This is a genomic window from Diaphorobacter sp. JS3050 (genome assembly GCF_013154915.1).
Taxonomy (GTDB): Bacteria; Pseudomonadota; Gammaproteobacteria; order Burkholderiales; family Burkholderiaceae_C; genus Diaphorobacter; species Diaphorobacter nitroreducens.
The window spans coordinates 1272092-1297474 of record NZ_CP053553.1 but is presented as its reverse complement, the minus strand read 5'-3'; the positions used below and the strand labels follow the sequence as shown (position 1 = coordinate 1297474).

The window sequence follows — 25383 nt, the reverse complement described above, 5'->3', positions numbered from 1 at the left end:
ACCGCACCATTCGTATTTCGTATGACCCAGCCCCTGTCTGCCGCTGAAGCGGCACTGCGCGAAGCCGCGCTCGAATACCACCGCAACATGACGCGCGGCAAGATCGCCGTCACGCCCACCAAGCCCCTGTCCAACCAGCGCGACCTGTCGCTGGCCTACTCGCCTGGCGTGGCCTATCCCTGCCTGGACATCCAGGCCGACCCGACCAAGGCGTTCGACTACACCTCGCGCGGCAACCTGGTCGGTGTGATCACCAACGGCACGGCCGTGCTGGGCCTGGGTGACATCGGCCCGCTGGCCGGCAAGCCGGTGATGGAGGGCAAGGGGTGCCTGTTCAAGAAGTTCGCCGGCGTGGACGTGTTCGACATCGAACTGGACGCACGCGACCCCGACAAGATCATCGAGATCGTGGCAGCACTCGAGCCCACCTTGGGCGGCATCAACCTCGAAGACATCAAGGCGCCCGAGTGCTTCTACATCGAGCGCGAGCTGTCCAAGCGCATGAACATTCCGGTGTTCCACGACGACCAGCACGGCACGGCCATCATCTCCAGCGCCGCGCTGCTCAATGGCCTGGAACTGGTGGGCAAGCAGATCGACCAGGTCAAGGTCGCCGTCTCGGGCGCGGGTGCCGCCGCCATTGCCTGCGTGGGCGTGATGGTGGGCCTGGGCGTGAAGGTGGAAAACATCTTCATGTGCGACTCCAAGGGCGTGATCTACGAAGGTCGCCCCGGCGGCTTCGATGAATCCAAGGCCCGCTACGCACAGAAGACCGATGCACGCACGCTGGCCGATGCGGTCGACGGCGCCGACGTATTCCTGGGCTGCTCGGCCCCCGGCGTGCTCACGGCCGAGATGGTCAAGACCATGGCGGACAAGCCCATCATCCTGGCGCTGGCCAACCCCGAGCCCGAGATCCGCCCCGAACTGGCCAAGGCCGTGCGCCCGGACTGCATCATCGCCACCGGCCGCTCGGACTACCCGAACCAGGTCAACAACGTCCTGTGCTTCCCCTACATCTTCCGCGGCGCGCTGGACTGCGGCGCCACCAAGATCACCGAGGCCATGAAGCTCGCCTGCGTGCGCCAGATCGCCGCGCTGGCCAAGGAAAACATCAGCGAGGAAGTGGCTGCCGCCTATGCCGGCCAGGAGCTGACCTTCGGCCCCGATTACCTGATCCCCACGCCGTTCGATTCGCGCCTGATCCTCAAGATCGCCCCCGCCGTGGCGCAGGCCGCGCTGGAGTCGGGTGTGGCCAGCCGTCCCATCGAGGACATGGAGGCGTACAAGGAGAGCCTGTCGCGCTTCGTGTACCAGACCGGCATCCTGATGCGCCCGGTGATCAACGCCGCCAAGACGCTGCCCAACGCGCAAAAACGCGTGGCCTATGCCGACGGCGAGGACGAGCGTGCGCTGCGCGCCGCGCAGTTTGCGATCGACGACCGTATCGCCCACCCGATCCTCATCGGACGCCCGGCGGTGATCGCCGCACGCATCGCCAAGGCCGGCCTGCGCATGCAGCCGGGCAAGGACGTGGAGATCTGCGACCCCTCGGACGACCCGCGGTTCCGCCAGTACTGGGAGGCCTACCACCAGCTCATGAAGCGTGACGGCGCCACGCCCGAGGTGGCCAAGGCAGCCGTGCGCCGCTCCAACACCATCATCGCCGCGCTGATGGTGAAGCTGGGCGATGCCGACGCAATGATCTGCGGCCTGGTGGGCACCTACGAGACGCACCTGGAACGCATCCACAGCATCCTGGGCCATGCACCCGGCGTGCAGCAATACGCCGCGCTGAACGCGCTGATGACGACCAACAACGGCACGCTGTTCATCGCCGACACCTACGTCAACGAAGACCCCACGGCAGAGCAGCTGGCCGACATCGCCTGGTCCTCGGTGCAGGAAGTGCAGCGCTTTGGCATTCCGCCGAAGGTGGCGTTCCTGTCGCACTCCAGCTTCGGCTCGTCCAAGCGCGCCTCGGCACGCAAGATGCGCGCAGCACGCGACCTGTTCGTGGCCCGCCATCCCGAGATCGAATGCGATGGGGAGCTGCATGGCGACGCCGCGCTGGAGCCCAAGATCCGCAACAACTACCTGCCGGACTCCACGCTCACCGGCTCGGCCAACCTGCTGATCTGCCCGAACATCGACTCGGCCAACATCCTCTACAACGTGCTCAAGACCACGACCAGCGGCGGTGTCACCGTGGGCCCGATCCTCATGGGTACCTCGGCCACGGCGTACATCCTCACGCCCGCAGCCACCGTACGCCGGGTGTTGAACATGACCGCACTGGCCGTCGCCAGCAGCGCCGCGCGCCGCAAGTAAGCGCAGCGCACAGCAGGGCCGCCCGCCAGGCCATGGTGCGCGGCCCTTGTTTTTTGACAAATCATTTGAATTCAAATGATTTGTTAGAACAACAAAATGACTGCTGCCTCACCGTCCGATGCCACCCGCTCCGCCAACCCCAAGCGCCTGCTGGGCGTGCGGCTCGTGGGCCTGGGCCGGCGTTGGCGCAAGACGCTGGACGCTCAACTGGCCGCCGAAGGCCTGAGCGACGCCGTCTGGACGCCGCTGGTGCACCTGCACCGCCTGGGCGACGGCATCTCGCAGACCGAGCTGGCAGCCGCCGTGGGGCTGGACGGCTCCAGCCTGGTACGGCTGCTGGACGCATTGGCTGCCCAGGGACTGGTCGAGCGCCAGGCGCACGCGAGCGACCGCCGCATCAAGCTCGTGCGCCTCACTGCCGCTGGCAAGCGCACGGCCAACGGCATCCGCAAGCGCCTTGCAGCCATCGAGGACGAACTGCTGGCCGACCTGGACGAGGCCACCGCCCGCACCCTGCTGCAGGCCTTCGAGCAGATCGAAGCGCGCATTGCCAGCGCCCAGCACGAGGACTGATGCCATGGCGTTGCCAACCGGCTCTCTTCTTCCCAGCTCCCACGGCCACGCTCTGCGCCAGGCGTTGGCATCCGCGCGGCTGCGGGAGAGCCTGTCGCTGCAGCGCCCTGCCTCGGTGCGCAACGCCACGATTGCCGGTGTGCAGGTGGCGTTGGCGGTGATCCTGGTTGCCGGGCTGCTGCATGCCTCGCCCTGGGCACAGGTGGCGGGTTTCGGCGGCCTGGGCGCTCTGGCGGCACTGTTCGGGCGCTTCGCGCCGCTGGCCCGCCGCCGCGGCGTCGTCCTCAAGGCCGGGGCGCTGCTGGTCATGCCCGTGGCGCTGCTGTCGCTGCTGGCCTGGTCGGGGCTGGGACCGGTAGCCATGCTGCTGGCCCTGTCGGGCATGGCAGGGCTGCTGGCATCGCTGGCCCACCGCATGCAGATGGGCGCGCCGGGAGCGGTGATTTTCATCTTCGCGGCCAGCGCCGCGATCAGTCCGGTTGACAGCGCGCTGGCACTGGCCGGGCGCACCGGCGCCACCGCCCTGGGCGTGGCCGCTGCCTGGCTGTTGTGCCTGCTGACCGACCGCCTGCGCGACCTGGAAGTAGCACCGCCGGCCGCAACACCCGTCCAGGCAACGGCGGGGGCACGTGCCCCGAAGCCCCTCACGCCGGGTTACGCACCCGTGCAGTCGGCACGTGTGGCGCTGTGCGCCGCGCTGGCCGCCCTGCTGGCACACGCCGCGGGCTGGGCGCACCCGGCCTGGGCGTCGATTGGCGCGGTGGCCGTGCTGCAAGGTGCGCACCTGCCGGGCACGGTGCACCGCGGCTGGCAGCGCACGCTGGGCACTGTGGTGGGCGCCGGCATCGCCTGGGCGATCCTCTCGTCCGAGCCATCGTTCTGGACGCTGCTGCTGGCCGTGGCCGTGCTGCAGGTGCTGACCGAGGCGGTGATCGGGTTCAACTACGCACTGGGCCAGATTTTCGTGACGCCGATGGCTCTGCTGATGACGAACATGGCGCACCATGGCGAAGCGGCGGAAATGGCACTGTCACGCATCTTCGATACCACCCTGGGCGCGGCGGTAGGGATTGTGTTGGCGCTGGTGCTGTCGTCGCTGGACGAGAGGGTGTACCTTGCGCGCCACCATGGCCGCGCGCAGTGACTTAAGGTAAAAAAGGCCCCTAGCACCCGTCCAACAAGCGCCAGCAGCTTCTTTTTTGATAGCAAAACAACAGATCAACGAGCCCGTGTCCGCCGCTCGCTGGCCAGCGCCGCTGTGAACACAGCCAGGCCGCCCAGGCCCAGCAGCGCCCCCACCCAGCCGGTGGAAGTCCAGCCGCCGCCCGCTGCGATGGCCACACCGCCCAGCCAGGCCCCCAGCGCATTCGCAGCGTTGAAGGCGGAATGGTTGAGCGCGGCCGCCAGGGTCTGCGCATCGCCAGCCACGTCCATCAGACGGATCTGCAGCGCGGGACCGATGGCCACCACCGTACCCAGCAGGAAGACGGACAGCGCCGCCGTCAGCGGGTGGTGCGCCGCCGCGACGAACACCACCATCACCGCCACCGACCACCACAGCAGCTTGCCCACGGTCGGCATCAGTGCGCGGTCCGCCATGCGCGAGCCCACCAGGTTGCCCGCCACCATGCCCAGGCCAAACAGCGACAGCGTGAACGGCACCAGCGCCGCCGGCATGCCGGCCACTTCCAGTAGCGTGGGCTTGATGTAGCTGAACACCGCGAACATGCCGCCGAAGCCGATGGCGCCGATGCCCAGCGTGAACCACACCTGGCCCCGCGCCAGCGCGCCCAGTTCGCGCCAGGGGCTGGCGCCCTGCGGCGCGGGCATGTCGGGCACCCAGCGCCGCACCATGAACACCGCCGCCAGCGCGATGGCCCCCACAAACACGAAGGCCGCGCGCCAGCCCAGCAGACTGCCCAGCGCCGCCGCGATGGGCACACCCACCAGCGTCGCGCTGGTCAGCCCCAGCATCACCCAGCCCACGGCCCGGGCGCGCTGGCCCGGCCGTGACAGTGCAGCGGCCACCAGCGCCGCGACGCCGAAGTAGGTGCCGTGCGGCAGGCCGCTGACCAGCCGCAGCAGCCCCAGCGACGCATAACCTGGCGCCAGCGCCGACGCAAAGTTGCCCAGGGCGTAGACCGCCATCAGCGCCATGAGCAGCGCCCGCCGGCCCCAGTGCGCCGCCAGCACGGCCAGCACCGGCGCGCCCACCACCACGCCCAGCGCGTAGGCGCTGATCACGTGCCCGGCCTGCGGAATGCTCACCCCCAGGTCGAGCGCCACCTCGGGCAGCAGGCCCATGATGACGAACTCGCCGGTGCCGATGGCAAAGCCTCCCACGCCCATGGCCAGCACGGCGCGCACCAGCGTGCGCCCGTCCGCGGGGCTGGCGGCCGCGGCATCGGCGGGGCGTGTGACAGTGGTGGAAGTGGGCGTGGCAGAAACAGTCATGGAAGGCTCGGAAACCAGGGTTAACCCCAGGGCGAGCGACCATAGCACGCATGGCCCTTCCCCGCCGGCGCACGGGCTTGGGGCGGCTGCACGTACGCGATACAGGTGCTACGCTGCGGCGCAATGCCATCACAGGGCCGACCATGAACGCTGATTCCGCTCTTCAGGAGATCGCCCGCACCGTGCAGGTGCTGGCCTTTGACACCTTTGGCACGGTGGTGGACTGGCACGGCAGCATCGTGCGCGAAATGCAGCAGCACCACCCCCGCGTGGACGCCGACGCCTTCGCCCGCGCCTGGCGCGCGGGCTACCAGCCAGCGATGGCGCGGGTGATGAGCGGCGCGCAGGGCTGGACGCTGATCGACGCCCTGCAACGCCAGATCCTCGACGAAATCCTGCCGCGCTTTGGCCTGGCGCACCTGGGCGAGGAAGAGCGCGTGCACCTGAACCGCGTGTGGCACCGGCTCTCCCCGTGGCCCGACTGCGTGGCGGGGCTGACGCGGCTCAAACGCCGCTACACCATCACCACCCTGTCCAACGGCAACATCGGGTTGCTCACCCACATGGCCAAGCGCGCCGGCCTGCCCTGGGACTACATCCTGAGCGCCGAGGTCTTTCGCGCCTACAAGCCCGATCCCGCCACCTACCTGGGCGTGGCCCGCGTGTTCGACCTGCCGCCGCAGCAGGTGATGCTGGTGGCCGCCCACCACGACGATCTGGCGGGCGCGCGCGCCTGCGGCCTGCGCACGGCTTATATCGAGCGGCCGCTGGAGTTCGGTGCGGGCCACGCCAAGGATGTCTCGCCACGCCCAGGCAACGACCTGCACGCCCGCGACCTGCTGGACTTGGCGGACCAGTTGGGGGCGTAAAGGCTGTTTTGCGTGCGCAATGAAAAAAGGGCCGGCACCTGACGGCACCAGCCCTTGAGGCAGGAGGACGGACCTGGACAGCCGGGCCCGTGTTTTTGCCGGCTTACTGCTTGACGGCTTCGATCTGCGCCACGATGCGCACGTTCTTGGGGAAGCCGTACTGCACGCCGTAATCCACGCCGAAGGCCGTGCGATCGATCGTGGTCTCGAAGTCGCCGCCGCACACTTCACGCTTGAGCATCGGGCTGTCGTAGCAGGCGAACTGGTTGGCCTTCAGGGTGACGGGCTGCGTCTTGCCCTTGATGGTCAGGTTGCCCGACACGGCCGTGAGCAGGGCATGTCATGATTCGCGCATTGGCCTTCGCCACCTTTGCGTTCGCCGTCGCCGCACTTTCACCGCATCCCCATGACTCCTCCCTCCACTTCCGTCGTCTACGGCACCGAAGACGTGCTGGTCTCGCTGTGCAACTCCGTGACCCGTGTGCTGTCGGTCGCCACCCAGGGCCCCGTGCACTACTCAGGCATGGTGCAGCGCATCACCAAGACCTGCCTGAAGCCCGACATTGGCTGCTTCGTGCTGTTCGACGGCGGCTTCTCGGGGCTGGTGATCATCAACTTCTCGGCCGCCGCGGCCATGGAGATCTACGAGCGCTACATGCTCAGCATGGGCATGTCGGCGCAGGAGCTGGCCAGCTCTTTCACCTCTGACGAAGTCAGCAACGTCATGGGCGAACTGATGAACCAGGTGGTGGGTGACTTCACTGGCAAGGTGCGCCGCGAACTGCAGACCCACATCACGCAGAACCAGCCCAAGATGCTGGTGCTGAACCAACAGGTGGTGCTGAGCGTGGACGCCAACCTCGACCAGCCCGAGGCCCGCCGCGTGACCTTCTACACGGGCAGCAACAACATCTTCTATCTGGAACTGGCGATCGACCGCACACAGTTCATCAAGCTCTACGACTTCGAACCCCAGGACGCGCCCGACCCCGACGCACTCATGGCGCAGGCGGCAGCACCCGCGCCAGCGGCAGCCCCTGCCAGCGCAACGGATGCCGACACCGAGGCGCTGCTCCGGTCACTCGGCATGTAGCATCATTTTGCTATTGAAAATATAGCTTTTAGCGCTTATCCGTAAAGCGCCAAAAGCCATTTTCATTCATAGTCCGCCTGCGTCCTACGACAAAGGAGGCCTGGTGCCGACGGCGCGCCCGCACACGCCTTCTAGGCTGGAAGCCATTTCCACAGCGGAGTGCCACCATGCCCCAACGCACCTGGAGCGCCAAACGCGAGCGCCAATACGAGCACATCAAGGACAGCCTGCTGGAGCGCGGCGAAAAGCGGGACACCGCCGAAGAAATCGCCGCACGCACCGTGAACAAGGAACGTGCCCAGCACGGCGAGGCCAAGCAGGCCGATCCCCACACACTGCAGGACACGCCTGCCCCGGTACGCGGAGGCCAGCGGTCGCACCAGGGCCCGCAAGGCCGCACGCGCGAGCAACTCTACGAGGACGCCCGCCGACGCGGCATCCCCGGGCGTTCCAAGATGAACAAAGCCCAGTTGGAGGCTGCGCTAAAGCGCTGACGACGAGCCCCCACAGCGCCAAACCACAAGCACCGCGCCGCCACCCGCTTACAATAGACAGCTTCGCGGAGACTTGGGTGAGTGGTTTAAACCAGCAGTCTTGAAAACTGCCGACGGGCAACCGTCCGTGAGTTCGAATCTCACAGTCTCCGCCACCGCCAGAAAAATCAGCGCCTCGCGAGGGCGCTTTTTTTATGTCCATTCGGGGGCGGATGAAGCGGGTTTTCAGGTTCACATGCCAATCCGTGACGGGCCAATCGCCTCTGGCATTGCGTTCACAGCATGGTGCGCAATGACTCGCCGGTAGCGCCTCCAGCAGCTTCAGGCGCGTGTGTGCCGAGTGACATGGTTCGCGTGCGCCTGGCACCACTTCTTTCATGGCTGGTGCGTGGTGCCCCCTCCCGAAACACAACGGCCCCAAGACCGTTGCGCACCACATCTATGCCGCTGCAAAAAGCAACGCCAATGCGAGTACGGTACCGCCAACATAGGTGCCCAGCGCCCCCACGGCACGGAAAGGGTTGGGACGCGCCAGCGTGGCAGAAGCCAACACGCCCATCACCAACAGATAGCGCGACGCGGTCACGCCCACCATCACCCAGCTGGCCCATTCCGCCGAACTCCGCTGACCCAGCAGGTAGCTCAGAAGCGCCAGCATGGCTGCATATTCGGCAGTGTTGCCGTGGGCACGCATCGCCATCAACGCCACCGGTCGCCGGGCACCCCCCATTCGCCGTCATGGACCAACCGGTGCCAGCGGCACGCGGCCGCGCTCGCGCTGCAGACAAAGGTTCTGGACGGCGCTGGCGGTGCGCGCCAATGGCGCGATAAAAGGCCGCGCGTTCGGCTGCGGTGTGGGCGTGGGGGCCGTTATGGCGTCTCGTTCAACCAGTCGCGCTGCGCGGAAGTATCTTCCAACGCCAGCAGCACACGCTTGCGCGGCAGGCCGCCGCCAAAGCCGGTCAGGCTGCCGTTGCTGCCGATCACCCGGTGGCAGGGCACGACGATGGAGACCTTGTTCTGCCCGTTGGCCCCAGCGACGGCGCGCGTGGCCGTGGGCTGGCCGATGGTCCGCGCCTGCTGTGCATAGCTGCGCGTCTCGCCGTAAGGGATGGCCAGCAGCGCCTGCCACGCGGCGATCTGGAATGGCGTGCCCACCAGGTCCAGCGGCACACCGAACACGCGGCGGCGGCGCCCGAAGTATTCCGCCAACTCACTGGCCAGCAGCACGGTGACCGCATTGCCCTTCTCCTGCAGGGCCTCACCGCGAGCGGCCTGCACCTGGGCCAATTCACGCTCCACACCCGGCTGACCCACGAACTCCAGCAGACACAGCCCCCGGTCCGAAGCCACGGCCAGCATCTCGCCCAGCGGGGTAGGCACGGTCTGCGCATACAGCATGGCGCGGCGCCCCCTTTAGTCCTCGATGCCGCGCTGCGCGGGAATGCCCGCCTGGAACGCATGCTTGATGAGCTTCATCTCCGTCACTGTGTCGGCGATGGCGATGATTTCCTCGGGGCAGCGGCGGCCCGTCAGGCACACGTGCACGTCCTTGGGCCGCGCCGCCAGGGTGTCCAGCACCTCTTGCAGTGGCAGCCAGCCATAGATCAGGGGATAGGTGATTTCGTCGAGCACAACGAGGAAGTTCTCGCCCGACAGGATGGCCGCACGGGCCTTGGCCCAGCCGTCGCGCGCCAGTTGGGCGGAGTGGTCCAGGTCCTTGCTCTTCCAGCTGAAGCCGTCCCCCAGGCCTTCGATGGACAAGCCGATCTGCTCGAACATGCGGTGCTCGCCAAAGCGGGCGCTGGGCACCTTCATGAACTGGAAGACCTTCACGGCCTTGCCCCGGCCATGCGCGCGCAGCGCCAGGCCGAAGGCCGCCGTGCTCTTGCCCTTACCGTCGCCGGTGTTGACGATGACCAGGCCCCGGCGCTCGCCTTCGGCCTTGTCGTAGCGTTTCTCGGTGGGGGGAGTTTCAATCTGCATGCAATGCCTCAAGAAGAAGTTTTGGGAAATCAAGCCGTCGCGGGAAACGATGGAGCACGCCGCGCCTGGAAGGCCGCATGTGGCGCACCAACTGCAGCGCCAGCTCCTCCATCGGCAGCCCCGGCGCCACGCGCAGCGAACGGTGATGCGGCAGGCGCCAGCGCTGCCAGGCTTGCATGCGCATGGCGCCGCGCATCCACAGGGCACGGAGAAAGGCCAGTGCCACCCGCACGGGCACGGGCCACAGCAGCACCTGCGCGACCTGGGCAAAACCGGCGTCCAAATTCATGCGTTCACACTCCATGCCCTCTGCGGTTGGCCGCCCGTCGCAAGGGGTTCAAGGGAAAAGGGGCGCAGCGCGTTCACCGCTCCATGCGGGGCAGCGCCATCCACAGGCCGTCGATCTCGCGCACCTGGATGCGCCGCTCGAACACCTGCTCCAGCGCGGCGTGCGTAGCCGTGCTCTGGCATGGCCCGTGGTGCACCACGCCGCCGGCGGCCATGATGAGCATGTCGTCGGCCTGCAGCGCGATGGATACCTCGTGCAGCACGCTGACCACGGTACCGCCCTGCCCCACCAGGTCGCGCACGGTGTGCAGCCAATCGGTCTGGTGCGGCGGGTCCAGGTTGGCCAGGGGTTCGTCCATGAGCAGCACGGGCGCCTGCACGGCCAGCGCGCGCGCCAGCAGCACGCGCTGGCGCTCGCCTCCCGACAGTTCCGACAGCGGACGGTCGCGCCAGTCCCACGCCTGAGTGGTGTGCAGCGCCTGCTGCACGGCGGCATGGTCGGCATCGCTGGCCGGCGCCATCCAGGCACGGTGCGGCAGGCGGCCGAGCATGGCCACGTCGTAGGCGGGCAGGTCTTCGGCGGCGGACTCGTTCTGGCCCAGCCAGGCCAGTTGGCGGGCGCGCTCGCGCGGGGGAATGTCGGCCAGCGCGCGGCCCAGCAACTGCACCCGCCCTTGCACACGCGCATGGCGCAGCAGGCCTGCCAGCACCTTGAGCAGCGTGGACTTGCCCGCACCATTGGGGCCGACCACGCTGGTCCAGCGGCCAGCGGGCAGGTCCAGGTCAATGCCGCGCAATATAGAGGCATTTGCGATGCTGGCGCTTATCTGGCGTGCGCTAACAGCTATGTTCTTCATAGCGAGCTTCCCAGCACCCGGCGGTGCATGAGCCACAGCAGGTAGCTGCCGCCCAGCGCGGCGGTGAGCACGCCCACGGGCAGTTCCTGCGGCGCCACCACCCAACGCGCCAGGATGTCGGCGGCCAGCAGCAGCACCGCGCCCATCAGGCTGGACAGCCATACGTGCCACTGGTGGGTGACGCGCGCGATCGAGCGCACGAGGTGCGGCGCCGCCAGCCCGACGAAGGCAATCAGCCCGGTGTGCGCCACGGCCGTGCCGGTGGCCAGGGCCAGCGCCAGCACCAGCCCAGCGCGCATGGGCACGATGGGCAGGCCCAGGCTGGCGGCCGTGGCTTCGCCCAGCATCAGCCCGTCCAGCAGCCGCGACAACCCCCAGGCCGTGGCGGCGCACAGCAGCCAGCCGCCAGCCATGATGGCGCAGGCCTGCCAGCCCACGAAGGCCGAACTGCCCATGGTGAAGACCTGCATCGGCTCCAGAATGGCGGGCTGCGCCACCTGGATCAGGTCGCGCGCAGCGCCAAGCACCACGCCCACGATCACGCCCGCCAGCAACAGGCGCAGCGTGTGCTGCACACCACGCGCCAACACCAGCGTCAGCAGCACGGCGCCCGCAGCACCCGCGAAGGCCAAGCCCGTCACGCCCAGTCGCGCCAGCCAGCTCGCCGTGCTGGGCGACACACCCAGAACGGCCATGGCCACGGCGCCGCCCAGCGCCGCGCCCGACGCGCTGCCCAGCAGGTACGGGTCGGCCAGCGGGTTGCGAAAGAGCCCCTGGGCAATGGCGCCCGCCAGCCCCAGCAGCGCTCCGGCCAGCCATGCGCCCAGTGTGCGCGGCAGGCGGATGTCCCACACGATCTGCTGCGCCAGCGGGTCGCCGCGCAGGTTCAGCAAGCTGCCAAAGCCCGTGCTGCCGACGCTGGCGCCGAGCAGCAGCAGCGCCACGCTGGCGGCCAGCAGCCACAGGCCCAGCCAGCGCGCGCGGCGGCCGCTGGCGTCGGGGTGCAAGGAGGTGGCATAGGTTGCTGGCATGGCGGTGGTCGCCACCATGGTAGAGGGCTGCGGGAGGCGCGCGCTCATTCGTACTTCTCCGCCAGGCAGCGGGCCATGATGCGCGCGGCCTCGGCCATGCGCGGGCCGGGGCGCACCACCACGTCTGACAGCTCAGGGCCGAAGTCGCACACGCGGCCCGCCTTGACCGCGGCCAGGTGGTTCCACCCCGGGTATTGGGTCATGGGCTGCATGCTGCGGTTCGCCACCATCAGCACGTCGGGCTGTGCGCGCAGGACGAACTCGGGATTGAGGCGCGGAAAGGGCCCCAGCTCGGGCGGGACCACGTTGCGCGCGCCCAGGCGCACCAGCGTCTCGCCGATGAACGAACTGGCCCCCGCCGCATAGGGGCCGCGGCTGACCTCGAAGAACACCCGCGCCCCGCGCGCGCGCTGCGGCAGCGACTGCGCGGCGGCCTGCACGGCGGCATCGATCACGCGCCACACGCGCTCCGCGCCGTGCTCCGGCGGAACGGCCAGCAGTTCACCCAGCACCCCCAGCACGCGGCGCACGTCCGCATGGGTCTTGTGGTCCAGCGCCAGCACCTTCACGCCCAGCGCCTCCAGCCGCTCGCTGACGCGGCTGCTGACGGACAGCAGTACCACGTCCGGGCGCAGCGCGACGATGGCCTCGATGTTCGGGTCCAGCCCGCCGCCCACCTGGGGCAGGCGCCGCACGGACACGGGCCAGTTGGAGTAGCGGTCCACCCCCACCAGGCGCTCACAGCGCTGCAGCTCGCACACGCTCTCGGTCAGCGACGGCAGCAGGCTCACGATGCGCTGGGGCGGCTGGTCGAATCGCAGCGCGCGGCCCCGGTCGTCGGTGATGGTTACTGCGTGGACGCTGGGCAAGGCCAGCAGCAGGCCCAGCAGCCAGCCGGCGGCAGCAAGCTGGCGGCGCCAGCGAAGAGGCATCATGGTGTGTCCTTCAGGGCAAGCGGCAGGCCCGCCGCCATCAGCGTGACGCGCTGGCAGGCTGCCGCCGCGCGCTGGTTCAGGGCGCCCAGCGCGTCCACGAAGGCGCGCACTTCGCGCCCCAGGGGGATCACGCCCAGGCCGATCTCGTTGCCCACCAGCACCACGGGGCCGGGCGCGTGCGTCAACGCTTCAAAAAAGTGAGCTGCCTGCGCTTGCCAATCGGGCGCTAGAGGCTGTTTTTGCTCTACATCTTGGGGGTCGGCCGGCATGAGCCAGTTGGTGAGCCACAGGGTGAGGCAGTCCACGACGATCAGGGTCTGTGGGGTGCTGTGGCACGCCAGGGCGTGGGCCAGATCGCGCGGCTCTTCCACGGTCTGCAGGCCGGGCACACGCTCGGCACGCTCGCGCTGGTGGCGGGCAATGCGCGCACGCATCTCGTCGTCCCACGGCTGGCCGGTGGCCAGCAGCAACGCGCGGTGTGCCGGCGCGGCCTGCAGCCACTGGCGCGCCAGCAGTTCGGCGCGGCGCGACTTGCCGCTCTTTTGTCCACCCAGGATGAGTTCACTGCGGGCGATGGTCTGCGGCGCCGCGTTCATGGCCCCGCCTCCGCGCCCAGCAAGGTTGCGGTCGCCTGCGGGCTGGATGCAAACCATGCGTGAAAGTAGCTCGCGTGGATGCTGCCGTGGCGGTACACGGCTTCACCGTCGTCCGGTGCCCCTGCATGGTCCGGACGCTGGGCGCGTGCGCACACGGCGGCCGGGCTGTCGGTGACCGAGTAGTGAAAGGTGTGGCCGCGCAACTCATGCGTGCCCATGCGCAGCGCGCGCGGCCCCAGCGCGGCCAGGCGCCGCTGCATGGTGACATGACCCGGCAGCAGCCCCCACAGGGGCACGCGGCGCCCGTCGGCCAGGGTGATGGACTCCAGCAGCGCCATCATGCCGCCGCACTCCGCCCACACGGGCCGACCCGCCGCCACGTGCGCCTGCAGGCTGTCGCGCATGGCCGTATTGGCGGCCAGCGCATCGGCGTGCAGCTCGGGGTAGCCGCCGGGCAGCCACAGCGCGTCGCAGGCCGGCAGCGCAGCGTCGCGCAGCGGCGAAAAGCGCACCACGCGCGCGCCCAGCTGCTGCAGGGTGTCGATATTGGCTTCGTAGATGAAGCAGAAAGCCTCATCCGCCGCCACGGCCACGGTGCGGCCGGCCAGCAGCGGCGTGATGGCGGCACGGCCCACGGGCGTGCCGCCGAAGTCCACCGCCCAGCGCTGCAGGTCCGCGGGGGACATGCGGCCCAGGGGCGTGCCGGCCAGCGCATCGGCCACGGCGTCCAGCCGCTGCAGGGCATCGGGCAGTTCGTGCGCTGCCACCAGTCCCAGGTGCCGCTCGGGCAGAAGGCCACCAGGCTCCCTCCCGCCCGCAGCGTCACCCACGACCCGTGGCAGCGCACCCAGCCAGTCCGCAGCGTCGGCCAAGCCGTCCCGCAGCATCTGCGCATGGCGGTCGCCCGCCACGCGGTTGGCCAAGACACCGGCCCATGGCAGGCCCGCACGGTAGTGCCGCAGCCCATGCACGATGGCGCCCAGCGTGCCCCCCATGGCAGAGGCATCCACCACCGCAAGCACCGGTATGCCGAAGCGCTGCGCCAGGTCGCCCACGCTGTGCTCGCCGTCGAACAACCCCATCACCCCTTCGATGAGCAGCAGGTCTGCTTCGGCCGCCGCGGCGCGCAGGCGCTGCGCGCAATCTGCCGCACCGGTCATCCACAGATCGAGCTGGTGTACGGGGGCGCCGCTGGCCAATTGGTGCCAGTGCGGGTCCAGGAAGTCGGGCCCACACTTGAACACCCGCACGCGCCGGCCTTGGCGTGTATGCAGGCGCGCCAAAGCGGCGGTGACGGTGGTCTTGCCCTGCCCAGAGGCGGGCGCGGCGATGACCAGGGCGGGACAGCGGCTCATGGTGTGGCAGTCGGTGATGGCGTTACTGCGGCGCCCACTTCAGGCCCACGTAGAACGTGCGGCCGCCGGTGGCGTAGGTGCGCGCCAACTGGTAGTCCTTGTCGGCCAGGTTGTCGACGCGGGCCAGCAGCGTCACGTCGCGGGCCACGCGCTTGCTGGTGTAGAGGTTGAGCGTGGTGTAGCCGCCCAGTACGTTGGTGTTGGCCGCGTTGTCGTACCGGCGCGCGGATGCGTAGAGCTCTGCCCCCAGCGTCCAGCCTGCCACCAGGGTGTCGGCACCCAGCGTGGCGTAGCGCTTGGCACGGCGCGCCAGCAGTTTGCCGCTGTCCAGGTCACGCGGGTTCTGCCAGTCGATGGAGCCATGCAGCGACACGCCCGCGATGCGGTGCGCGGCCGACAGCGTCACGCCCTTGTACTCGGCGCGGCCCACGTTCTCGTAGCAGCCGAAGCTGGAATCACAGCGGCCCGCGGCGCCGAAATTGATGAGGTTGCTGACGCGGTTGCGGTACGCCACGACACCCACGCTGCTCTCTCCTTGCGTCCACCGCGCGCCCAGCTCCACGTTGCGCCCCTTCTCGGGCTGCAGGTCGGGCGCGCCGTATTCGCTGAAGCGGTGGTAGAGCGTGGGTGCACGGAAGGACGTGCCGGCCGCTGCGGTGACGCGCCACTGCGGCGTAATGGCGTAGCCATAGGACAGGCTGCCCGTGCTTTTGCCGCCGAACTCGCTGTCGTCGTCATAGCGCAGGTTGGCCTGCAGCGTATGGGCGCCCTGGTTCAGGCCATAGCCCAGAGCGAGCGCGTTCTGTGAGCGGTCACGCTGGAGGTCGCCCACGAACTCGGTGGCGGGGTTGTGCAGTTCGTCCTCGCGGCGCTCCAGCGCGGCTGTGAACAGATGCGCGCCCAGGCGCCACTCGTTTTGCAGCAGGTAATTGTGCAGCGTGGTCTCGGTCATGTAGAAGTTGGGCCGGGTGCTGTATTCACTCTGCCCCTGCGTGACCTGCAAGCGCGTGCTGTACACGTCGCTCCACTTGGCCAGCCATGCCAGGCTGGCCGTGCGCAATTGGTGGTGATTGCGGTCGTCGGCCGTTTTGCTGCCGTCGTACTGCGAGTTGAGGTTGCTGGCGAGCAGCGTGCCCTCCAGGCGATGGGTCGTGTCGAACTGCACGCCCAGTCGGGCATTGGCAGAGGTGCGGCGGTAGCCGTCTTTGTCCGGGTTGTAGGCGGAGCCTACGCGGGCACTGAAGCCATCGGCGCGCTCATGCGACAGCCCCAGCGCATAGTCCACCTGCTCGGTGCCGCCACTCACGCCGGCCTGCACCGTCCGCGTGCCCTGGTTGCCCAGGCCCACGCCCACGTAGGGCGCCGGCGCACCCTCGCCCTTTTTGGTGAAGAGCTGGATCACGCCTCCCATGGCATCCGAGCCGTACACAGCAGCCGCTGGCCCGCGCACGACCTCGATGCGGTCGATCTGCGACAACGGGATTTGCTCCCACACCACGCCGCCGGTGGATTGCGAGTCCAGGCGCACGCCGTCCAGGTACACGGCGGTAAAGCGCGACTCCGCGCCGCGCAGGTAGACGCTGCCACTGCTGCCCTGGCCGCCATTGCGCGTGATCTGCACGCCTGGCAGGCGCGAGATCACGTCAATGACGCCTACCGCGCCGCTGGCTTCGATGGTTTCACGGTCGATGACGGACACATCGGACACGATGTCGGCCAGCGGCCGGGCCACGCGGGTTGCCGTGATGACGGTTTCACGCAGTTGGGGTTCGGTGGCTGCCTGGGCCAGCAGGGTCTGGGACACGGCGGGGAAAGCGGCGGCCAGCGCCAGCGGCAGCACGGCGACGCGCGCGTGCACGGAAAGCGCACTCAAGCGCACATTGAACGGACGGGTGTTTGTCATGTGGGGCAAACAGAGAGATCGCCACGGCCGACCTCCCCGTCGGCACCTGGGCATAACGGCCCAGGTTTCACAAAAGGAAACGCGGAGCCACCTCGTTGGCCGGTATCCGGGCTGGCGGAACGCTCTGCATCGCCTTCCCAAACGCTTGTTCAAGGCGCTCAGTGGCTTGTCAATGAAGAGGGAGCCGAGGTACGGCTCATCCGCTGACCGTTGCGGGGGCAGCGCAGGCACAGGACGCACTCCATGGCGGAGGGCCCCTCCCTGCTTCCCGTTGAACTGCGGCATGTGAACCACGCCGCTAGCACCAACTGCGCAATTTTACGATGGTTCGCACGCCGATCCCTACAATCGGCAGCGTATGGCCTCCCCCTCTTCCATCGACCAGATCGCCGAGCGCGTTGAGCGGCTGCTGCTGCGCCATGCCGAGTTGCAGCGCACCAATGCCCTGTTGGCGCAACAGGTCGCGGCGCTCACCCAGGAGCGCGATTCCCTCCAATCCCGCCTGCAGGCGGCCCGTGCCCGCGTGAACGCATTGCTGGACCGCCTGCCTGCCGAGCCCGAACTCCCCGGCACTGCCGAGACGAAAGACGCGCCATGAAGCAGATCGAGGTACAGATCCTCCAGCAAAGCTATCTCCTGGCCTGCCCGGACGGCCAGGAGTCGCGCCTGCTGGAGGCGGTCGAGCGCGTGGATACCGCCATGACGCGCATCCGTGACGCGGGCAAGGTACGCGCGCGCGAGCGCATCGCCGTGCTGGCGGCCCTCAATCTGGCTTTCGAGATCGCCGACCGCGAAGCCGCCGATTTGGCAGCCGCCTCAGCCCCTGCGCGCATCGCCCCCACCCCGATCGCGCCGCATGTGCACGACAGCGATGAGCGCGTGCAGCAGTTGCTCCTGCGCCTGGACGAGGCGCTGGGCGAGGATGGGCGCCTCCTATAACCATTACGGCAAAAGCCTGGCCCCTGGCTGCACACGGGCAGCCCACTACAATGAACATGTCTGCGGTGCTGCCGGGCTTTATATTTCCTTGAACCAATGCTCATTGAGCACGGGCTTGGTACATCGCCCGGTGAGCGTGATCATCTCGCGTCAGATGAACCCAACGCCTGGCTGCCCTCGCCCACCTGAACCCCCGGTTCAGGATGCCGGTCCGGTGGCATTCGCAGACACCTTTTCTCCGGTAATCGCTTGCGCCCTCGCTCCGGGTGAGTGCCAGTGACCTCAATACCTGCTCAGAAAATCCGGCGCTCCGCGGCCAGCGCGCGCAACCCACCCATCTGCAAGGCACAGAGCAGACCTTGGTAGTCGTCGCACCGATGGCAAATATCCTGGCGTGGTTCGGGCGTTTCCCAGTCCTTCGGCAATCACGCCGACACGCAGCGCGCCCTCATACGCACGATGGCGCATCCAGTAAGGCAGCGATGCGTAGCTGGATTTCTCCACGTCGATGAGAACAGACTCGTCACTTCCGCTGGTAGAGATCTGACAGCGATACGTCACACCTGAGCGTCTCAGTGTGCACCACTGGCTTGCCACGGCATGCTTCGCAGAGCCGCTGTGGCTCCACAAAACGCTGTTTTCAGGGCACGCACCACGGCGCCGGCTGCCCATGGACAACCTTCATCCATAGCGCCCATGCACCCAGGGAAAAAAGCACACCACCTGCCAGCCGAGACCCCCACGCCCCACCCTTCACGCCGATCCAAGCGCGAATGCGGCCAAATGTCCACGGCCCCAACACCAGCCATACACCACTTCCCACGCCAAACAGGACCATGCACAAGGCTCCGCGGAGCACGCTTCCGCTGAGTGCGGCAGTCAACAGTGCGGTATACAGCAGGCCGCATGGCAGGAGCGCCCAGGCCACACCCGCGGTCAGGAGCCCGCCAGGCCGAGAGACCAAGGGCTTGACCTTCGCCCAGGCAGCACGCCCCGCCCGCTCAACCCACAAGGGCTGCTGCGCTTGCACCATCATCATCCCGCCCCACGCGAGGATGAGCACGTGCATCAGCGTCCAAAGGGGGCGCAATGCCGAGGTGCTTTGCCCCAGCCATGCGAGTTGCTCCATAGCCAGCGCAACCACCGCCCCTGCGGCGCCGTAGCCAATCAGGCGCCCCACGTGAAACTGCGCTACCCGTTGGAGGATTCCGCGGCGGGACGCCCATTGAATGGTGTGGGTGGCGTCCGGCGTGCCACCCAGCCCCGTAAGCGCCGCGCAGGGAACAGAACACATCGCCAAACAGTGAGCCCCTCCCATCAGCCCCATCAGGAAGGCCGTCGTGGCCAGCGCCCACAGCATGGATCAAATAATCCGGGAAAAGCGAGCGCGGTTACGGTCAGCCTGTAGATACTTGTCGAACACCATGGCCACGCCGCGCACGAAATACCATCCCATGGGCGTGACTTCAACGCCCTCATCACTGATTTTCACCAAGCCCTGAGCCGCCATTTCTTGCAGTTGCTGTAATTCCGCATCGAAATAACTGCGGAAATCAATCAGCCAGGACTGTTCCAACGGCTCAAACAGCAATTCACCTTGGCACATCAACGCCATGATGACTGCGCGGCGCACCAAGTCGTCCTTGGTCAACGCCAGCCCGCGCACCACAGGCAAATGCCCCTGGTTAATGCAGTCGTAATACTCGTCCAGCGTTTTCACATTTTGGCTGTAAGTAGCGCCCACGCGCCCGATGGCAGAAACGCCCAGACCAATCAGGTCGCAATCGGGCTGCGTGCTATAGCCTTGGAAATTGCGGTGCAGCCTGCCTTGCCGCTTGGCCACCGCCAGCGCATCGTCAGGCAGCGCAAAATGGTCCATGCCCACGTAGACGTAGCCGGCTTCCTGGAACACATCAAGTGACCGGGCCAGCATGGACACCTTGGCCGAAGCCATGGGCAACTCGGCCGTGATGATGCGTCGCTGCGACTTGAAGCGTTCTGGCAAGTGAGCGTACGCATACAGCGCGATCCGGTCTGGCCGCAGCTCGGCTACCTGCGCCAAGGTGCAATCAAACGACTCCGGTGTCTGTCGCGGCAGCCCGTAGATCAAATCCACGTTCACCGATTCAAACCCGAGCTTGCGAGCCGCATCGACCAACGCGAACACCTTTTCGGCAGGCTGAATGCGGTGCACGGCCTTTTGTACTTCAGGGTCGAAATCCTGCACGCCAAAGCTCAGGCGATTGAAACCCAGCTCCGCCAACAATCCCAGCCGCGCTTCATCCACGGTCCGGGGGTCCACTTCTATGGAGTACTCCCCCCCCGGAACGAGGACGAAACTGCGCCTCAGCATGCCCATCAGTTCGCGCAAACCGTCATCCGTCAGAAAAGTAGGCGTGCCTCCGCCGAAATGCAGCTGGCTCACATGCTGACCCACACCGCAGTGCGCCGTATGCAGGTCGATCTCACGGCTGAGGTAACGCAAGTAGACCTCTGCCCGCTCTGGATGCCGGGTAATGATCTTGTTACACGCGCAGTAATAGCACAGCGATTCACAAAACGGGATGTGGACATAAAGCGACAAAGGCATCGCCTTGGCTACCGACCCCACGCGACGCTGCTGCAGCGCAAGGATGTATTCCCGCTCGCCAAAAGCCTCGACAAAACGATCAGCAGTCGGATAAGAGGTGTAGCGCGGCCCTGGGACGTCAAAGCGACGCAGGAGCTCTGTTGTAACAACGGTCATGACGGGATTCCTTGCACTTTCATATCACTGTGCCGTAGAGTCCCCCATGAGTCCTTGACGTTGATCAAGCGCCCATAAGGTCCTTGTGGCGACAATTTGACTTCGGCTCAAAGTCGTCCAACGGCCTACGGCATTCCATGTCTCCCAGCCGTTCAGAGGTAAGCTCAAGCCATGAACAGGGTTCCCATGCATACGAATCTCCAGACCATCAAAGTTGCCTGCTCAAACTGCAATCTGCGTGAGCTGTGCATGCCCGTGGGTCTGGACGACCAGCAACTCAAGCGCATCGATGACATTGTTGCTGTACGACGCAAGATCAAGCGTGGCGGCACGCTTTTCCGGAACGGTGAACCCTTCACATCCCTTTTTGCCATCCGCACCGGATTCTTCAAGACCTGTGTCGCCACCGAAGACGGTCGCGACCAAGTGACAGGTTTTCAAATGGCGGGCGAGATCATCGGCCTGGATGGCATCGTGAGCGACCGTCACACTTGCGATGCGGTAGCGCTTGAAGACGCCGAAGTATGCGTCATGCCTTTCGATCGTATTGAAGAGTTGTCGCGCGAAGTAACGGCACTACAGCACCATGTGCACAAGATCATGAGCCGCGAGATTGTTCGCGAGCATGGGGTCATGCTGTTGCTGGGGAGTATGCGTGCCGAGGAACGCCTTGCCGCATTCCTGTTGAATCTCGTACAACGCTTGCATGCCCGGGGTTTCTCACAATCCGAATTGGTGCTGCGCATGACACGCGAAGAGATCGGCAGCTACCTGGGATTGAAACTGGAAACCGTCAGCCGCACGTTTTCGAAGTTCGTGGAAGAAGGTATTGTGGAAGTAAAACAGCGCCATGTGCGCATCGTCGATACCGATGCGCTGAAGCGAATTGTCAACAGCCAGCAAGCCTGCCATTAAGCCTCGGTTTTTTGCTCATTCATAACTGATCGGCGGAAAGATCAGGAAACGTATTTGGCGCAATCAGCCGGCCGCGCCCCTTTGGGCACGGGGCAGCGATTCAACTCAAAGGGCGAGAGTGACAACAGCGTCGTCAATGCGCTGGAAGCCATGAGTACGAACCAGAACGTGAAGAAGGCGATGGTATACACACCTTCGCGCGAGAGATGCAGGGGTTGATCAAACCACTGCAGCGCTTCTGGATCCACGAAGGCGAACACCACCATTTCCATGACGCCCGCCATCAAAAAGGCCGGCCACGCGATCCACATCAATCGTTGCATCCACATTCGCCCATCTCCTAGCAGGTGTAGTTGACAGCCTAGCATCTGTTCTCCGGCATGCAAAGAGGACTCGCCCTGCCGGTCAGCGCGGTTGATCCTCCAGCGGAGTAGCTGCATGGTTGCGCCCCTTCATGGCAGGCGTCATGTCGCCCCCAGACTCCTTCAGGGTCTCGTTGATGTTCAATCCCCGTTGGTAATAGTCTTCCGCGATGACGGGGTCAGGTTGGCTCACGGCCAGCCAGAGGGTCACGAAGCCCGCAATGATGACAATCACCGGCCCCGCGATGACAAGCCAGACATGGCCAAACGTCCACCAAGGCTTTCCTGCGTCTTCCAGATTCATGGGGGAATTACTCGGCATTTATACCAACTCCTCGCTCATTTATGAGCACAGCTTGTTCATTTGCATTCCACGACCGCCTTCAGCGGGGTACAAGGAACACGGATTTCTCTGCCACTTGGGCTTTATCACCCTGCGCTTGAATATCGAAATACACCGTATGCGATCCAGGAGATGCTGAGCCATACGGAATTTGAAGACGGACAACCACCCATCGGGATTCCGCCGGTCCGATGTCAATTGCGGTCTCGGACGCCACTTCCAGCCCTTCCATGCCGTGGGCGCTGATGGTGTAGCGCTGCGCCCCCTCCGTGGCGTTCATGATCTGCAGCCGGTAGATATTTTCCAGCTTGCCTCCCGCCACGATGCGCGAGAGCGCAGCGCGGTCGCGCACGATGTCCACCTTCAACGGGGTGCGTACCACCAAGCTGGCCAGCATGCCGATGCACAACACCACCAGCACCGCTGAATAGAACAACACACGGGGTCGCAGCACGCGTTTGAGCATTTGCGATTGGGTCCAGTGGTTCTTGACGCCGTTCTGCGTCGAGAAACGAATCAGCCCGCGCGGATACTTCATCTTATCCATCACGGTATTGCAAGCGTCCACGCAGAGACCGCAACCAATGCATTCGTATTGCAGTCCGTTGCGAATATCGATACCCGTTGGGCAGACCTGGACACACAGCGTGCAATCGATGCAGTCACCCAGTCCCGCAGCTTTGTGGTCTACCATCTTGTTACGGGGCCCGCGAGGCTCGCCGCGCTCGGGATCGTAAGAGACGACCAGCGTGTCCCTGTCGAACATTGCGCTTTGGAAACGCGCATAAGGGCACATGTATTTGCACACCTGCTCGCGCAGGAATCCTGCGTTGCCGTACGTGGCCAACCCATAGAAGATCACCCAGAATATCTGCCACCCTCCTTGCAGGGCCAGCAACTCTTCCCCCAGCTCGCGAATCGGAACGAAATAGCCCACGAAGGTGAAGCCGGTCCAGAACGCGACCGCAATCCAAATGGCTTGCTTGACAGATTTTTTCCAGATCTTCTCAAATGTCCACGGACCATTGTCCAGGCGCATACGGGCACTGCGGTCGCCTTCGACTTTGTGCTCGATCCACATGAACATTTCCGTGTATACGGTCTGGGGACAGGAGAAGCCGCACCACAGGCGTCCCGCCACTGCGGTAAACAGAAAAAGCGACAGCGCGGAAATAATCAGCAAACCCGTCAGATAAATGAAGTCCTGCGGGTAAAGCACCAAACCAAAAATATAGAAACGGCGTGCTCCGAGGTCAAAGAGCACCATTTGGCGCTGGCCCCACTCCAGCCATGGCAGGCCATAGAAAACCAGCTGTGTCAGAAACACCATCGCCCAACGCCAACGGGCGAACACTCCACTTATCGAGCGTGGATAGATTTTCTTTTGCGCCTCATAGAGCGAAATGACCTCGGTCTGCGAACTTTCGGCCCCCACTGGCGTGATAGGAATCACCTTACGGGGCTGACCTTCGGCTGGCTTCATGGTGGAATCTCAAAAAGGAAGTGCAACTTCCAAAACGCAAAACGGCCGGCGCCCCTCGACGGGGAGCCGGCCGCACAGGGAGCATCAGCGCGGGGCGCCGGCCTTATTGGACAAACCCCAGACGTATGCCGTCAACACCTTGATCTGTGCATCGGTCAACTTGCCCGCTTGGGCAGGCATCTCGTTGGTCTTGCCATTGTTGATCATAGCGGTGATGGCAGCTTCGCCCCAGCCATGCAGCCAGATGTCATCCGTCAGATTAGGGGCACCCAGGGCCACATTGCCCTTGCCGTCCATCCCGTGGCATGCAGCGCACGCAGTGAACTTCGACTTGCCCATAGACGCCTTCAGGGAGTCATGCGGGCTTCCCGACAGGCTCAGGACATAGTGGGCGAGGTTGCGCACATCTTCCGGCGAGCCCACGGCGGCCGCCATGGGAGGCATGACGCCAATGCGCCCATCGTGGATGGTCTTCTGGATCTGATCAGGCGCACCGCCGTGCAGCCAGTCACCGTCGGCCAGGTTGGGGAAGCCCTTGCTGCCGCGGGCATCGGAACCATGACACTGCGCGCAGTTGTTCATGAACAGACGCTCACCAATTGCCATGGCCGCTGTGTCGGCCGCCATCTCTTGGGGCTGCATGGCCTCGAACCGCGCATACAGGGGCTGCAACTCTGCGTTAGCCTTGTCCACTTCGGCTTGGTACTCGCCCAGCTGCGTCCAGCCCAACTTACCCTTAAAGGTCCCCAATCCGGGATAGGCAGCCAGATAGCCAGCACCGAATACCAGCGTGATGATGAACAGCCACATCCACCAACGGGGCATGGGGTTGTTCATTTCCGTCAGGTCTTCGTCCCAGACGTGACCGGTGGTGTTGTCGGCCGTAGCCTCGACCTTCTTGCGGGACGTGATCCACAGCAGCAAGCCGCAGGCCACGATACCGATAATGGTGATTCCGGCCACGTAGAAGGACCAGAAGTTACTCGTGAAATCGCTCATGGGTTATCTCTTTTCTTGTGGAGACTTCTTCAGTCCTCGGCGAAGGGCAACTGTGCTGCCTCCTCGAACCGGGCCCGGTTGCGGCGCATGAAGGCCCAGAACCAGATGCCCACGAAACACGCCAGCGACGCCAGCGTGGCCACGATACGCATGGTGGTGATGTCCATGACCAGTTCCTCAATTACTTGAGCGCACGGCCCAAAACCTGGAGATAGGCCACCACGGCATCCATCTCTGTCTTGCCCTTGACCTGCTCGGCGGCGCTGGCGATCTCCTCATCCGTATACGGGACGCCGACCGTGCGCAATGCCTTCATGCGAGGAGCGACGACGGAAGGATCGATCTGGTTCTTTTCCAGCCAGGGATAGGCGGGCATATTGGATTCGGGCACCACGTCGCGCGGATTGTTCAGGTGAATGCGATGCCATTCATCGCTGTACTTTCCACCCACGCGATGCAGGTCGGGCCCAGTGCGCTTGCTACCCCATTGGAAGGGATGGTCGTAGACGAACTCGCCAGCCACCGAGTAGTGGCCATAACGCAGGGTTTCCGCACGGAACGGACGGATCATCTGCGAGTGGCAGTTGTAGCAACCCTCGCGCAGGTAGATATCGCGTCCGATCAGTTGCACTGCCGTGTAAGGCTTCACGCCTTGAACGGCCTCAGTCGTCGATTTTTGAAAGAACAGAGGAACGATTTCCACCAGGCCGCCGACGGCCACAACCAGCAAGATCAGCACGATCATCAGGAAGTTGCTGGTTTCGACCTTCTCGTGCGTGAAGCCGGTGGATGCTTTGTTATGCGTATTGGACATGTAGTTGACCCTCCGAA

General features: G+C 65.5%; 28 protein-coding genes, 1 tRNA gene, 1 pseudogene and 1 riboswitch. Of the genes and pseudogenes, 10 read left to right on the top strand and 20 right to left on the bottom strand.

The features are described 5' to 3' along the window. Positions 1-21 precede the first annotated feature (21 nt). From HND92_RS06415 to HND92_RS06405, 3 genes are all read left to right on the top strand, one after another. Positions 22-2331: an NADP-dependent malic enzyme gene (locus tag HND92_RS06415; RefSeq protein ID WP_172206554.1), complete on the top strand. Its 2310-nt coding sequence runs from the start codon at positions 22-24 to the stop codon at positions 2329-2331. Positions 2332-2427: 96 nt separating this feature from the next. Then, a complete protein-coding gene (locus HND92_RS06410; protein ID WP_172206553.1) occupies positions 2428-2904 on the top strand; it encodes a MarR family winged helix-turn-helix transcriptional regulator in 477 nt (158 codons plus the stop codon). 4 nt (positions 2905-2908) lie between these two features. Continuing rightward, positions 2909-4048, top strand: coding sequence for an FUSC family protein (locus HND92_RS06405; protein ID WP_172206552.1), 1140 nt, complete (start codon positions 2909-2911; stop codon positions 4046-4048). A gap of 74 nt (positions 4049-4122) precedes the next feature. On the opposite strand, the gene HND92_RS06400 is transcribed toward HND92_RS06405, so the two are convergent. Then, positions 4123-5358, bottom strand: a complete 1236-nt coding sequence (locus tag HND92_RS06400) for an MFS transporter (protein ID WP_172206551.1) — start codon at positions 5356-5358, stop codon at positions 4123-4125. 143 nt (positions 5359-5501) lie between these two features. On the opposite strand from HND92_RS06400, the gene HND92_RS06395 reads away from it, so the two are divergent. Next, the gene (locus tag HND92_RS06395; protein ID WP_172206550.1) at positions 5502-6227 is read left to right on the top strand and encodes a haloacid dehalogenase type II; all 726 of its coding nucleotides are present in this window, start codon (positions 5502-5504) and stop codon (positions 6225-6227) included. A gap of 103 nt (positions 6228-6330) precedes the next feature. On the opposite strand, the pseudogene HND92_RS06390 reads toward HND92_RS06395, so the two are convergent. After that, positions 6331-6558, bottom strand: a pseudogene (locus HND92_RS06390) (YceI family protein); the annotation flags it as partial. 75 nt (positions 6559-6633) lie between these two features. Between HND92_RS06390 and HND92_RS06385 the strand changes: the two are divergent. From HND92_RS06385 to HND92_RS06375, 3 genes are all read left to right on the top strand, one after another. Then, the gene (locus HND92_RS06385) at positions 6634-7320 is read left to right on the top strand and encodes a DUF3334 family protein (protein ID WP_011804539.1); all 687 of its coding nucleotides are present in this window, start codon (positions 6634-6636) and stop codon (positions 7318-7320) included. A gap of 167 nt (positions 7321-7487) precedes the next feature. After that, positions 7488-7814: a hypothetical protein gene (locus HND92_RS06380; RefSeq protein ID WP_047350795.1), complete on the top strand. Its 327-nt coding sequence runs from the start codon at positions 7488-7490 to the stop codon at positions 7812-7814. A gap of 67 nt (positions 7815-7881) precedes the next feature. Continuing rightward, positions 7882-7969 (top strand) — tRNA-Ser (locus tag HND92_RS06375). A 284-nt stretch (positions 7970-8253) separates the two neighbouring features. Here HND92_RS06375 and HND92_RS06370 read toward each other — a convergent pair. The 10 genes from HND92_RS06370 to HND92_RS06325 all read right to left on the bottom strand — a co-directional run bounded on the left by HND92_RS06370 (position 8254) and on the right by HND92_RS06325 (position 16765). Continuing rightward, entirely contained in the window at positions 8254-8514 is a 261-nt protein-coding gene (locus HND92_RS06370) for an MAPEG family protein (protein ID WP_172206549.1), read from the bottom strand. A 170-nt stretch (positions 8515-8684) separates the two neighbouring features. After that, positions 8685-9215 carry a methylated-DNA--[protein]-cysteine S-methyltransferase gene (locus HND92_RS06365; RefSeq protein WP_172206548.1) on the bottom strand — a complete coding sequence of 177 codons (531 nt, stop codon included), beginning with the start codon at positions 9213-9215 and terminating at the stop codon, positions 8685-8687. Positions 9216-9230: 15 nt separating this feature from the next. Beyond that, on the bottom strand, positions 9231-9800 hold the full coding sequence (gene cobO / locus HND92_RS06360) for a cob(I)yrinic acid a,c-diamide adenosyltransferase (RefSeq protein ID WP_011804537.1): 570 nt from the start codon (positions 9798-9800) through the stop codon (positions 9231-9233). Next, positions 9790-10089, bottom strand: coding sequence for a hypothetical protein (locus HND92_RS06355; RefSeq protein WP_172206547.1), 300 nt, complete (start codon positions 10087-10089; stop codon positions 9790-9792). The genes cobO and HND92_RS06355 overlap by 11 nt, the downstream gene beginning before the upstream one ends. Before the next feature lie 73 nt (positions 10090-10162). Continuing rightward, complete coding sequence (locus HND92_RS06350; RefSeq protein WP_015912729.1) at positions 10163-10945, bottom strand: ABC transporter ATP-binding protein; 783 nt, start codon at positions 10943-10945, stop codon at positions 10163-10165. Then, on the bottom strand, positions 10942-11976 hold the full coding sequence (locus HND92_RS06345) for an iron ABC transporter permease (RefSeq protein ID WP_172209182.1): 1035 nt from the start codon (positions 11974-11976) through the stop codon (positions 10942-10944). Before HND92_RS06345 ends, HND92_RS06350 begins: the two co-directional genes overlap by 4 nt. A gap of 44 nt (positions 11977-12020) precedes the next feature. Next, positions 12021-12911, bottom strand: a complete 891-nt coding sequence (locus tag HND92_RS06340) for an ABC transporter substrate-binding protein (protein WP_172206546.1) — start codon at positions 12909-12911, stop codon at positions 12021-12023. Then, positions 12908-13507 carry a bifunctional adenosylcobinamide kinase/adenosylcobinamide-phosphate guanylyltransferase gene (locus HND92_RS06335; protein ID WP_172206545.1) on the bottom strand — a complete coding sequence of 200 codons (600 nt, stop codon included), beginning with the start codon at positions 13505-13507 and terminating at the stop codon, positions 12908-12910. The genes HND92_RS06340 and HND92_RS06335 overlap by 4 nt, the downstream gene beginning before the upstream one ends. Then, positions 13504-14862, bottom strand: a complete 1359-nt coding sequence (locus HND92_RS06330) for a cobyrinate a,c-diamide synthase (protein WP_172206544.1) — start codon at positions 14860-14862, stop codon at positions 13504-13506. Before HND92_RS06330 ends, HND92_RS06335 begins: the two co-directional genes overlap by 4 nt. A gap of 22 nt (positions 14863-14884) precedes the next feature. Continuing rightward, a complete protein-coding gene (locus HND92_RS06325) occupies positions 14885-16765 on the bottom strand; it encodes a TonB-dependent receptor domain-containing protein (protein ID WP_172206543.1) in 1881 nt (626 codons plus the stop codon). A gap of 79 nt (positions 16766-16844) precedes the next feature. Then, positions 16845-17089: riboswitch (cobalamin riboswitch) on the bottom strand. 34 nt (positions 17090-17123) lie between these two features. Between HND92_RS06325 and HND92_RS06320 the strand changes: the two genes are divergently transcribed. After that, complete coding sequence (locus tag HND92_RS06320) at positions 17124-17363, top strand: hypothetical protein (protein ID WP_015912724.1); 240 nt, start codon at positions 17124-17126, stop codon at positions 17361-17363. Continuing rightward, positions 17360-17704 carry a cell division protein ZapA gene (locus tag HND92_RS06315; RefSeq protein ID WP_172206542.1) on the top strand — a complete coding sequence of 115 codons (345 nt, stop codon included), beginning with the start codon at positions 17360-17362 and terminating at the stop codon, positions 17702-17704. The genes HND92_RS06320 and HND92_RS06315 overlap by 4 nt, the downstream gene beginning before the upstream one ends. A gap of 640 nt (positions 17705-18344) precedes the next feature. On the opposite strand, the gene HND92_RS06310 is transcribed toward HND92_RS06315, so the two are convergent. Beyond that, positions 18345-19064: a sulfite exporter TauE/SafE family protein gene (locus HND92_RS06310; protein ID WP_172206541.1), complete on the bottom strand. Its 720-nt coding sequence runs from the start codon at positions 19062-19064 to the stop codon at positions 18345-18347. A gap of 3 nt (positions 19065-19067) precedes the next feature. Continuing rightward, on the bottom strand, positions 19068-20450 hold the full coding sequence (gene hemN / locus HND92_RS06305) for an oxygen-independent coproporphyrinogen III oxidase (protein ID WP_172206540.1): 1383 nt from the start codon (positions 20448-20450) through the stop codon (positions 19068-19070). Between the two features lie 171 nt (positions 20451-20621). On the opposite strand from hemN, the gene fnr reads away from it, so the two are divergent. Continuing rightward, positions 20622-21365, top strand: a complete 744-nt coding sequence (gene fnr, locus HND92_RS06300; RefSeq protein WP_011804526.1) for a fumarate/nitrate reduction transcriptional regulator Fnr — start codon at positions 20622-20624, stop codon at positions 21363-21365. 41 nt (positions 21366-21406) lie between these two features. Here the strand turns inward: fnr and HND92_RS06295 are convergent, their stop codons facing one another. From HND92_RS06295 to ccoO, 6 genes are all read right to left on the bottom strand, one after another. Then, the gene (locus tag HND92_RS06295) at positions 21407-21694 is read right to left on the bottom strand and encodes a hypothetical protein (protein WP_015912721.1); all 288 of its coding nucleotides are present in this window, start codon (positions 21692-21694) and stop codon (positions 21407-21409) included. 76 nt (positions 21695-21770) lie between these two features. Further along, positions 21771-22049, bottom strand: a complete 279-nt coding sequence (locus HND92_RS06290; protein ID WP_011804524.1) for a FixH family protein — start codon at positions 22047-22049, stop codon at positions 21771-21773. 61 nt (positions 22050-22110) lie between these two features. Then, positions 22111-23553: a cytochrome c oxidase accessory protein CcoG gene (gene ccoG, locus HND92_RS06285; RefSeq protein WP_172206539.1), complete on the bottom strand. Its 1443-nt coding sequence runs from the start codon at positions 23551-23553 to the stop codon at positions 22111-22113. Positions 23554-23637: 84 nt separating this feature from the next. Continuing rightward, positions 23638-24552 (bottom strand): cytochrome-c oxidase, cbb3-type subunit III, encoded by a 915-nt coding sequence (ccoP, locus tag HND92_RS06280; protein ID WP_172206538.1) that lies wholly within the window; start codon positions 24550-24552, stop codon positions 23638-23640. 29 nt (positions 24553-24581) lie between these two features. Continuing rightward, positions 24582-24719 (bottom strand): cbb3-type cytochrome c oxidase subunit 3, encoded by a 138-nt coding sequence (locus HND92_RS06275; RefSeq protein WP_011804521.1) that lies wholly within the window; start codon positions 24717-24719, stop codon positions 24582-24584. Positions 24720-24733: 14 nt separating this feature from the next. Next, a complete protein-coding gene (ccoO, locus tag HND92_RS06270) occupies positions 24734-25366 on the bottom strand; it encodes a cytochrome-c oxidase, cbb3-type subunit II (protein ID WP_011804520.1) in 633 nt (210 codons plus the stop codon). Positions 25367-25383 lie beyond the last annotated feature (17 nt).

Bases quoted from the DNA above. Each gene is read 5' to 3' on its own strand.
- HND92_RS06415 (WP_172206554.1), top strand. From the start codon at position 22: ATGACCCAGCCCCTGTCTGCCGCTGAAGCGGCACTGCGCGAAGCCGCG.
- HND92_RS06410 (WP_172206553.1), top strand. From the start codon at position 2,428: ATGACTGCTGCCTCACCGTCCGATGCCACCCGCTCCGCCAACCCCAAG.
- HND92_RS06405 (WP_172206552.1), top strand. From the start codon at position 2,909: ATGGCGTTGCCAACCGGCTCTCTTCTTCCCAGCTCCCACGGCCACGCT.
- HND92_RS06400 (WP_172206551.1), bottom strand. From the start codon at position 5,358: ATGACTGTTTCTGCCACGCCCACTTCCACCACTGTCACACGCCCCGCC.
- HND92_RS06395 (WP_172206550.1), top strand. From the start codon at position 5,502: ATGAACGCTGATTCCGCTCTTCAGGAGATCGCCCGCACCGTGCAGGTG.
- HND92_RS06385 (WP_011804539.1), top strand. From the start codon at position 6,634: ATGACTCCTCCCTCCACTTCCGTCGTCTACGGCACCGAAGACGTGCTG.
- HND92_RS06380 (WP_047350795.1), top strand. From the start codon at position 7,488: ATGCCCCAACGCACCTGGAGCGCCAAACGCGAGCGCCAATACGAGCAC.
- HND92_RS06370 (WP_172206549.1), bottom strand. From the start codon at position 8,514: ATGGCGATGCGTGCCCACGGCAACACTGCCGAATATGCAGCCATGCTG.
- HND92_RS06365 (WP_172206548.1), bottom strand. From the start codon at position 9,215: ATGCTGTATGCGCAGACCGTGCCTACCCCGCTGGGCGAGATGCTGGCC.
- cobO (WP_011804537.1), bottom strand. From the start codon at position 9,800: ATGCAGATTGAAACTCCCCCCACCGAGAAACGCTACGACAAGGCCGAA.
- HND92_RS06355 (WP_172206547.1), bottom strand. From the start codon at position 10,089: ATGAATTTGGACGCCGGTTTTGCCCAGGTCGCGCAGGTGCTGCTGTGG.
- HND92_RS06350 (WP_015912729.1), bottom strand. From the start codon at position 10,945: ATGAAGAACATAGCTGTTAGCGCACGCCAGATAAGCGCCAGCATCGCA.
- HND92_RS06345 (WP_172209182.1), bottom strand. From the start codon at position 11,976: ATGCCAGCAACCTATGCCACCTCCTTGCACCCCGACGCCAGCGGCCGC.
- HND92_RS06340 (WP_172206546.1), bottom strand. From the start codon at position 12,911: ATGATGCCTCTTCGCTGGCGCCGCCAGCTTGCTGCCGCCGGCTGGCTG.
- HND92_RS06335 (WP_172206545.1), bottom strand. From the start codon at position 13,507: ATGAACGCGGCGCCGCAGACCATCGCCCGCAGTGAACTCATCCTGGGT.
- HND92_RS06330 (WP_172206544.1), bottom strand. From the start codon at position 14,862: ATGAGCCGCTGTCCCGCCCTGGTCATCGCCGCGCCCGCCTCTGGGCAG.
- HND92_RS06325 (WP_172206543.1), bottom strand. From the start codon at position 16,765: ATGACAAACACCCGTCCGTTCAATGTGCGCTTGAGTGCGCTTTCCGTG.
- HND92_RS06320 (WP_015912724.1), top strand. From the start codon at position 17,124: ATGGCCTCCCCCTCTTCCATCGACCAGATCGCCGAGCGCGTTGAGCGG.
- HND92_RS06315 (WP_172206542.1), top strand. From the start codon at position 17,360: ATGAAGCAGATCGAGGTACAGATCCTCCAGCAAAGCTATCTCCTGGCC.
- HND92_RS06310 (WP_172206541.1), bottom strand. From the start codon at position 19,064: ATGCTGTGGGCGCTGGCCACGACGGCCTTCCTGATGGGGCTGATGGGA.
- hemN (WP_172206540.1), bottom strand. From the start codon at position 20,450: ATGACCGTTGTTACAACAGAGCTCCTGCGTCGCTTTGACGTCCCAGGG.
- fnr (WP_011804526.1), top strand. From the start codon at position 20,622: ATGAACAGGGTTCCCATGCATACGAATCTCCAGACCATCAAAGTTGCC.
- HND92_RS06295 (WP_015912721.1), bottom strand. From the start codon at position 21,694: ATGTGGATGCAACGATTGATGTGGATCGCGTGGCCGGCCTTTTTGATG.
- HND92_RS06290 (WP_011804524.1), bottom strand. From the start codon at position 22,049: ATGCCGAGTAATTCCCCCATGAATCTGGAAGACGCAGGAAAGCCTTGG.
- ccoG (WP_172206539.1), bottom strand. From the start codon at position 23,553: ATGAAGCCAGCCGAAGGTCAGCCCCGTAAGGTGATTCCTATCACGCCA.
- ccoP (WP_172206538.1), bottom strand. From the start codon at position 24,552: ATGAGCGATTTCACGAGTAACTTCTGGTCCTTCTACGTGGCCGGAATC.
- HND92_RS06275 (WP_011804521.1), bottom strand. From the start codon at position 24,719: ATGGACATCACCACCATGCGTATCGTGGCCACGCTGGCGTCGCTGGCG.
- ccoO (WP_011804520.1), bottom strand. From the start codon at position 25,366: ATGTCCAATACGCATAACAAAGCATCCACCGGCTTCACGCACGAGAAG.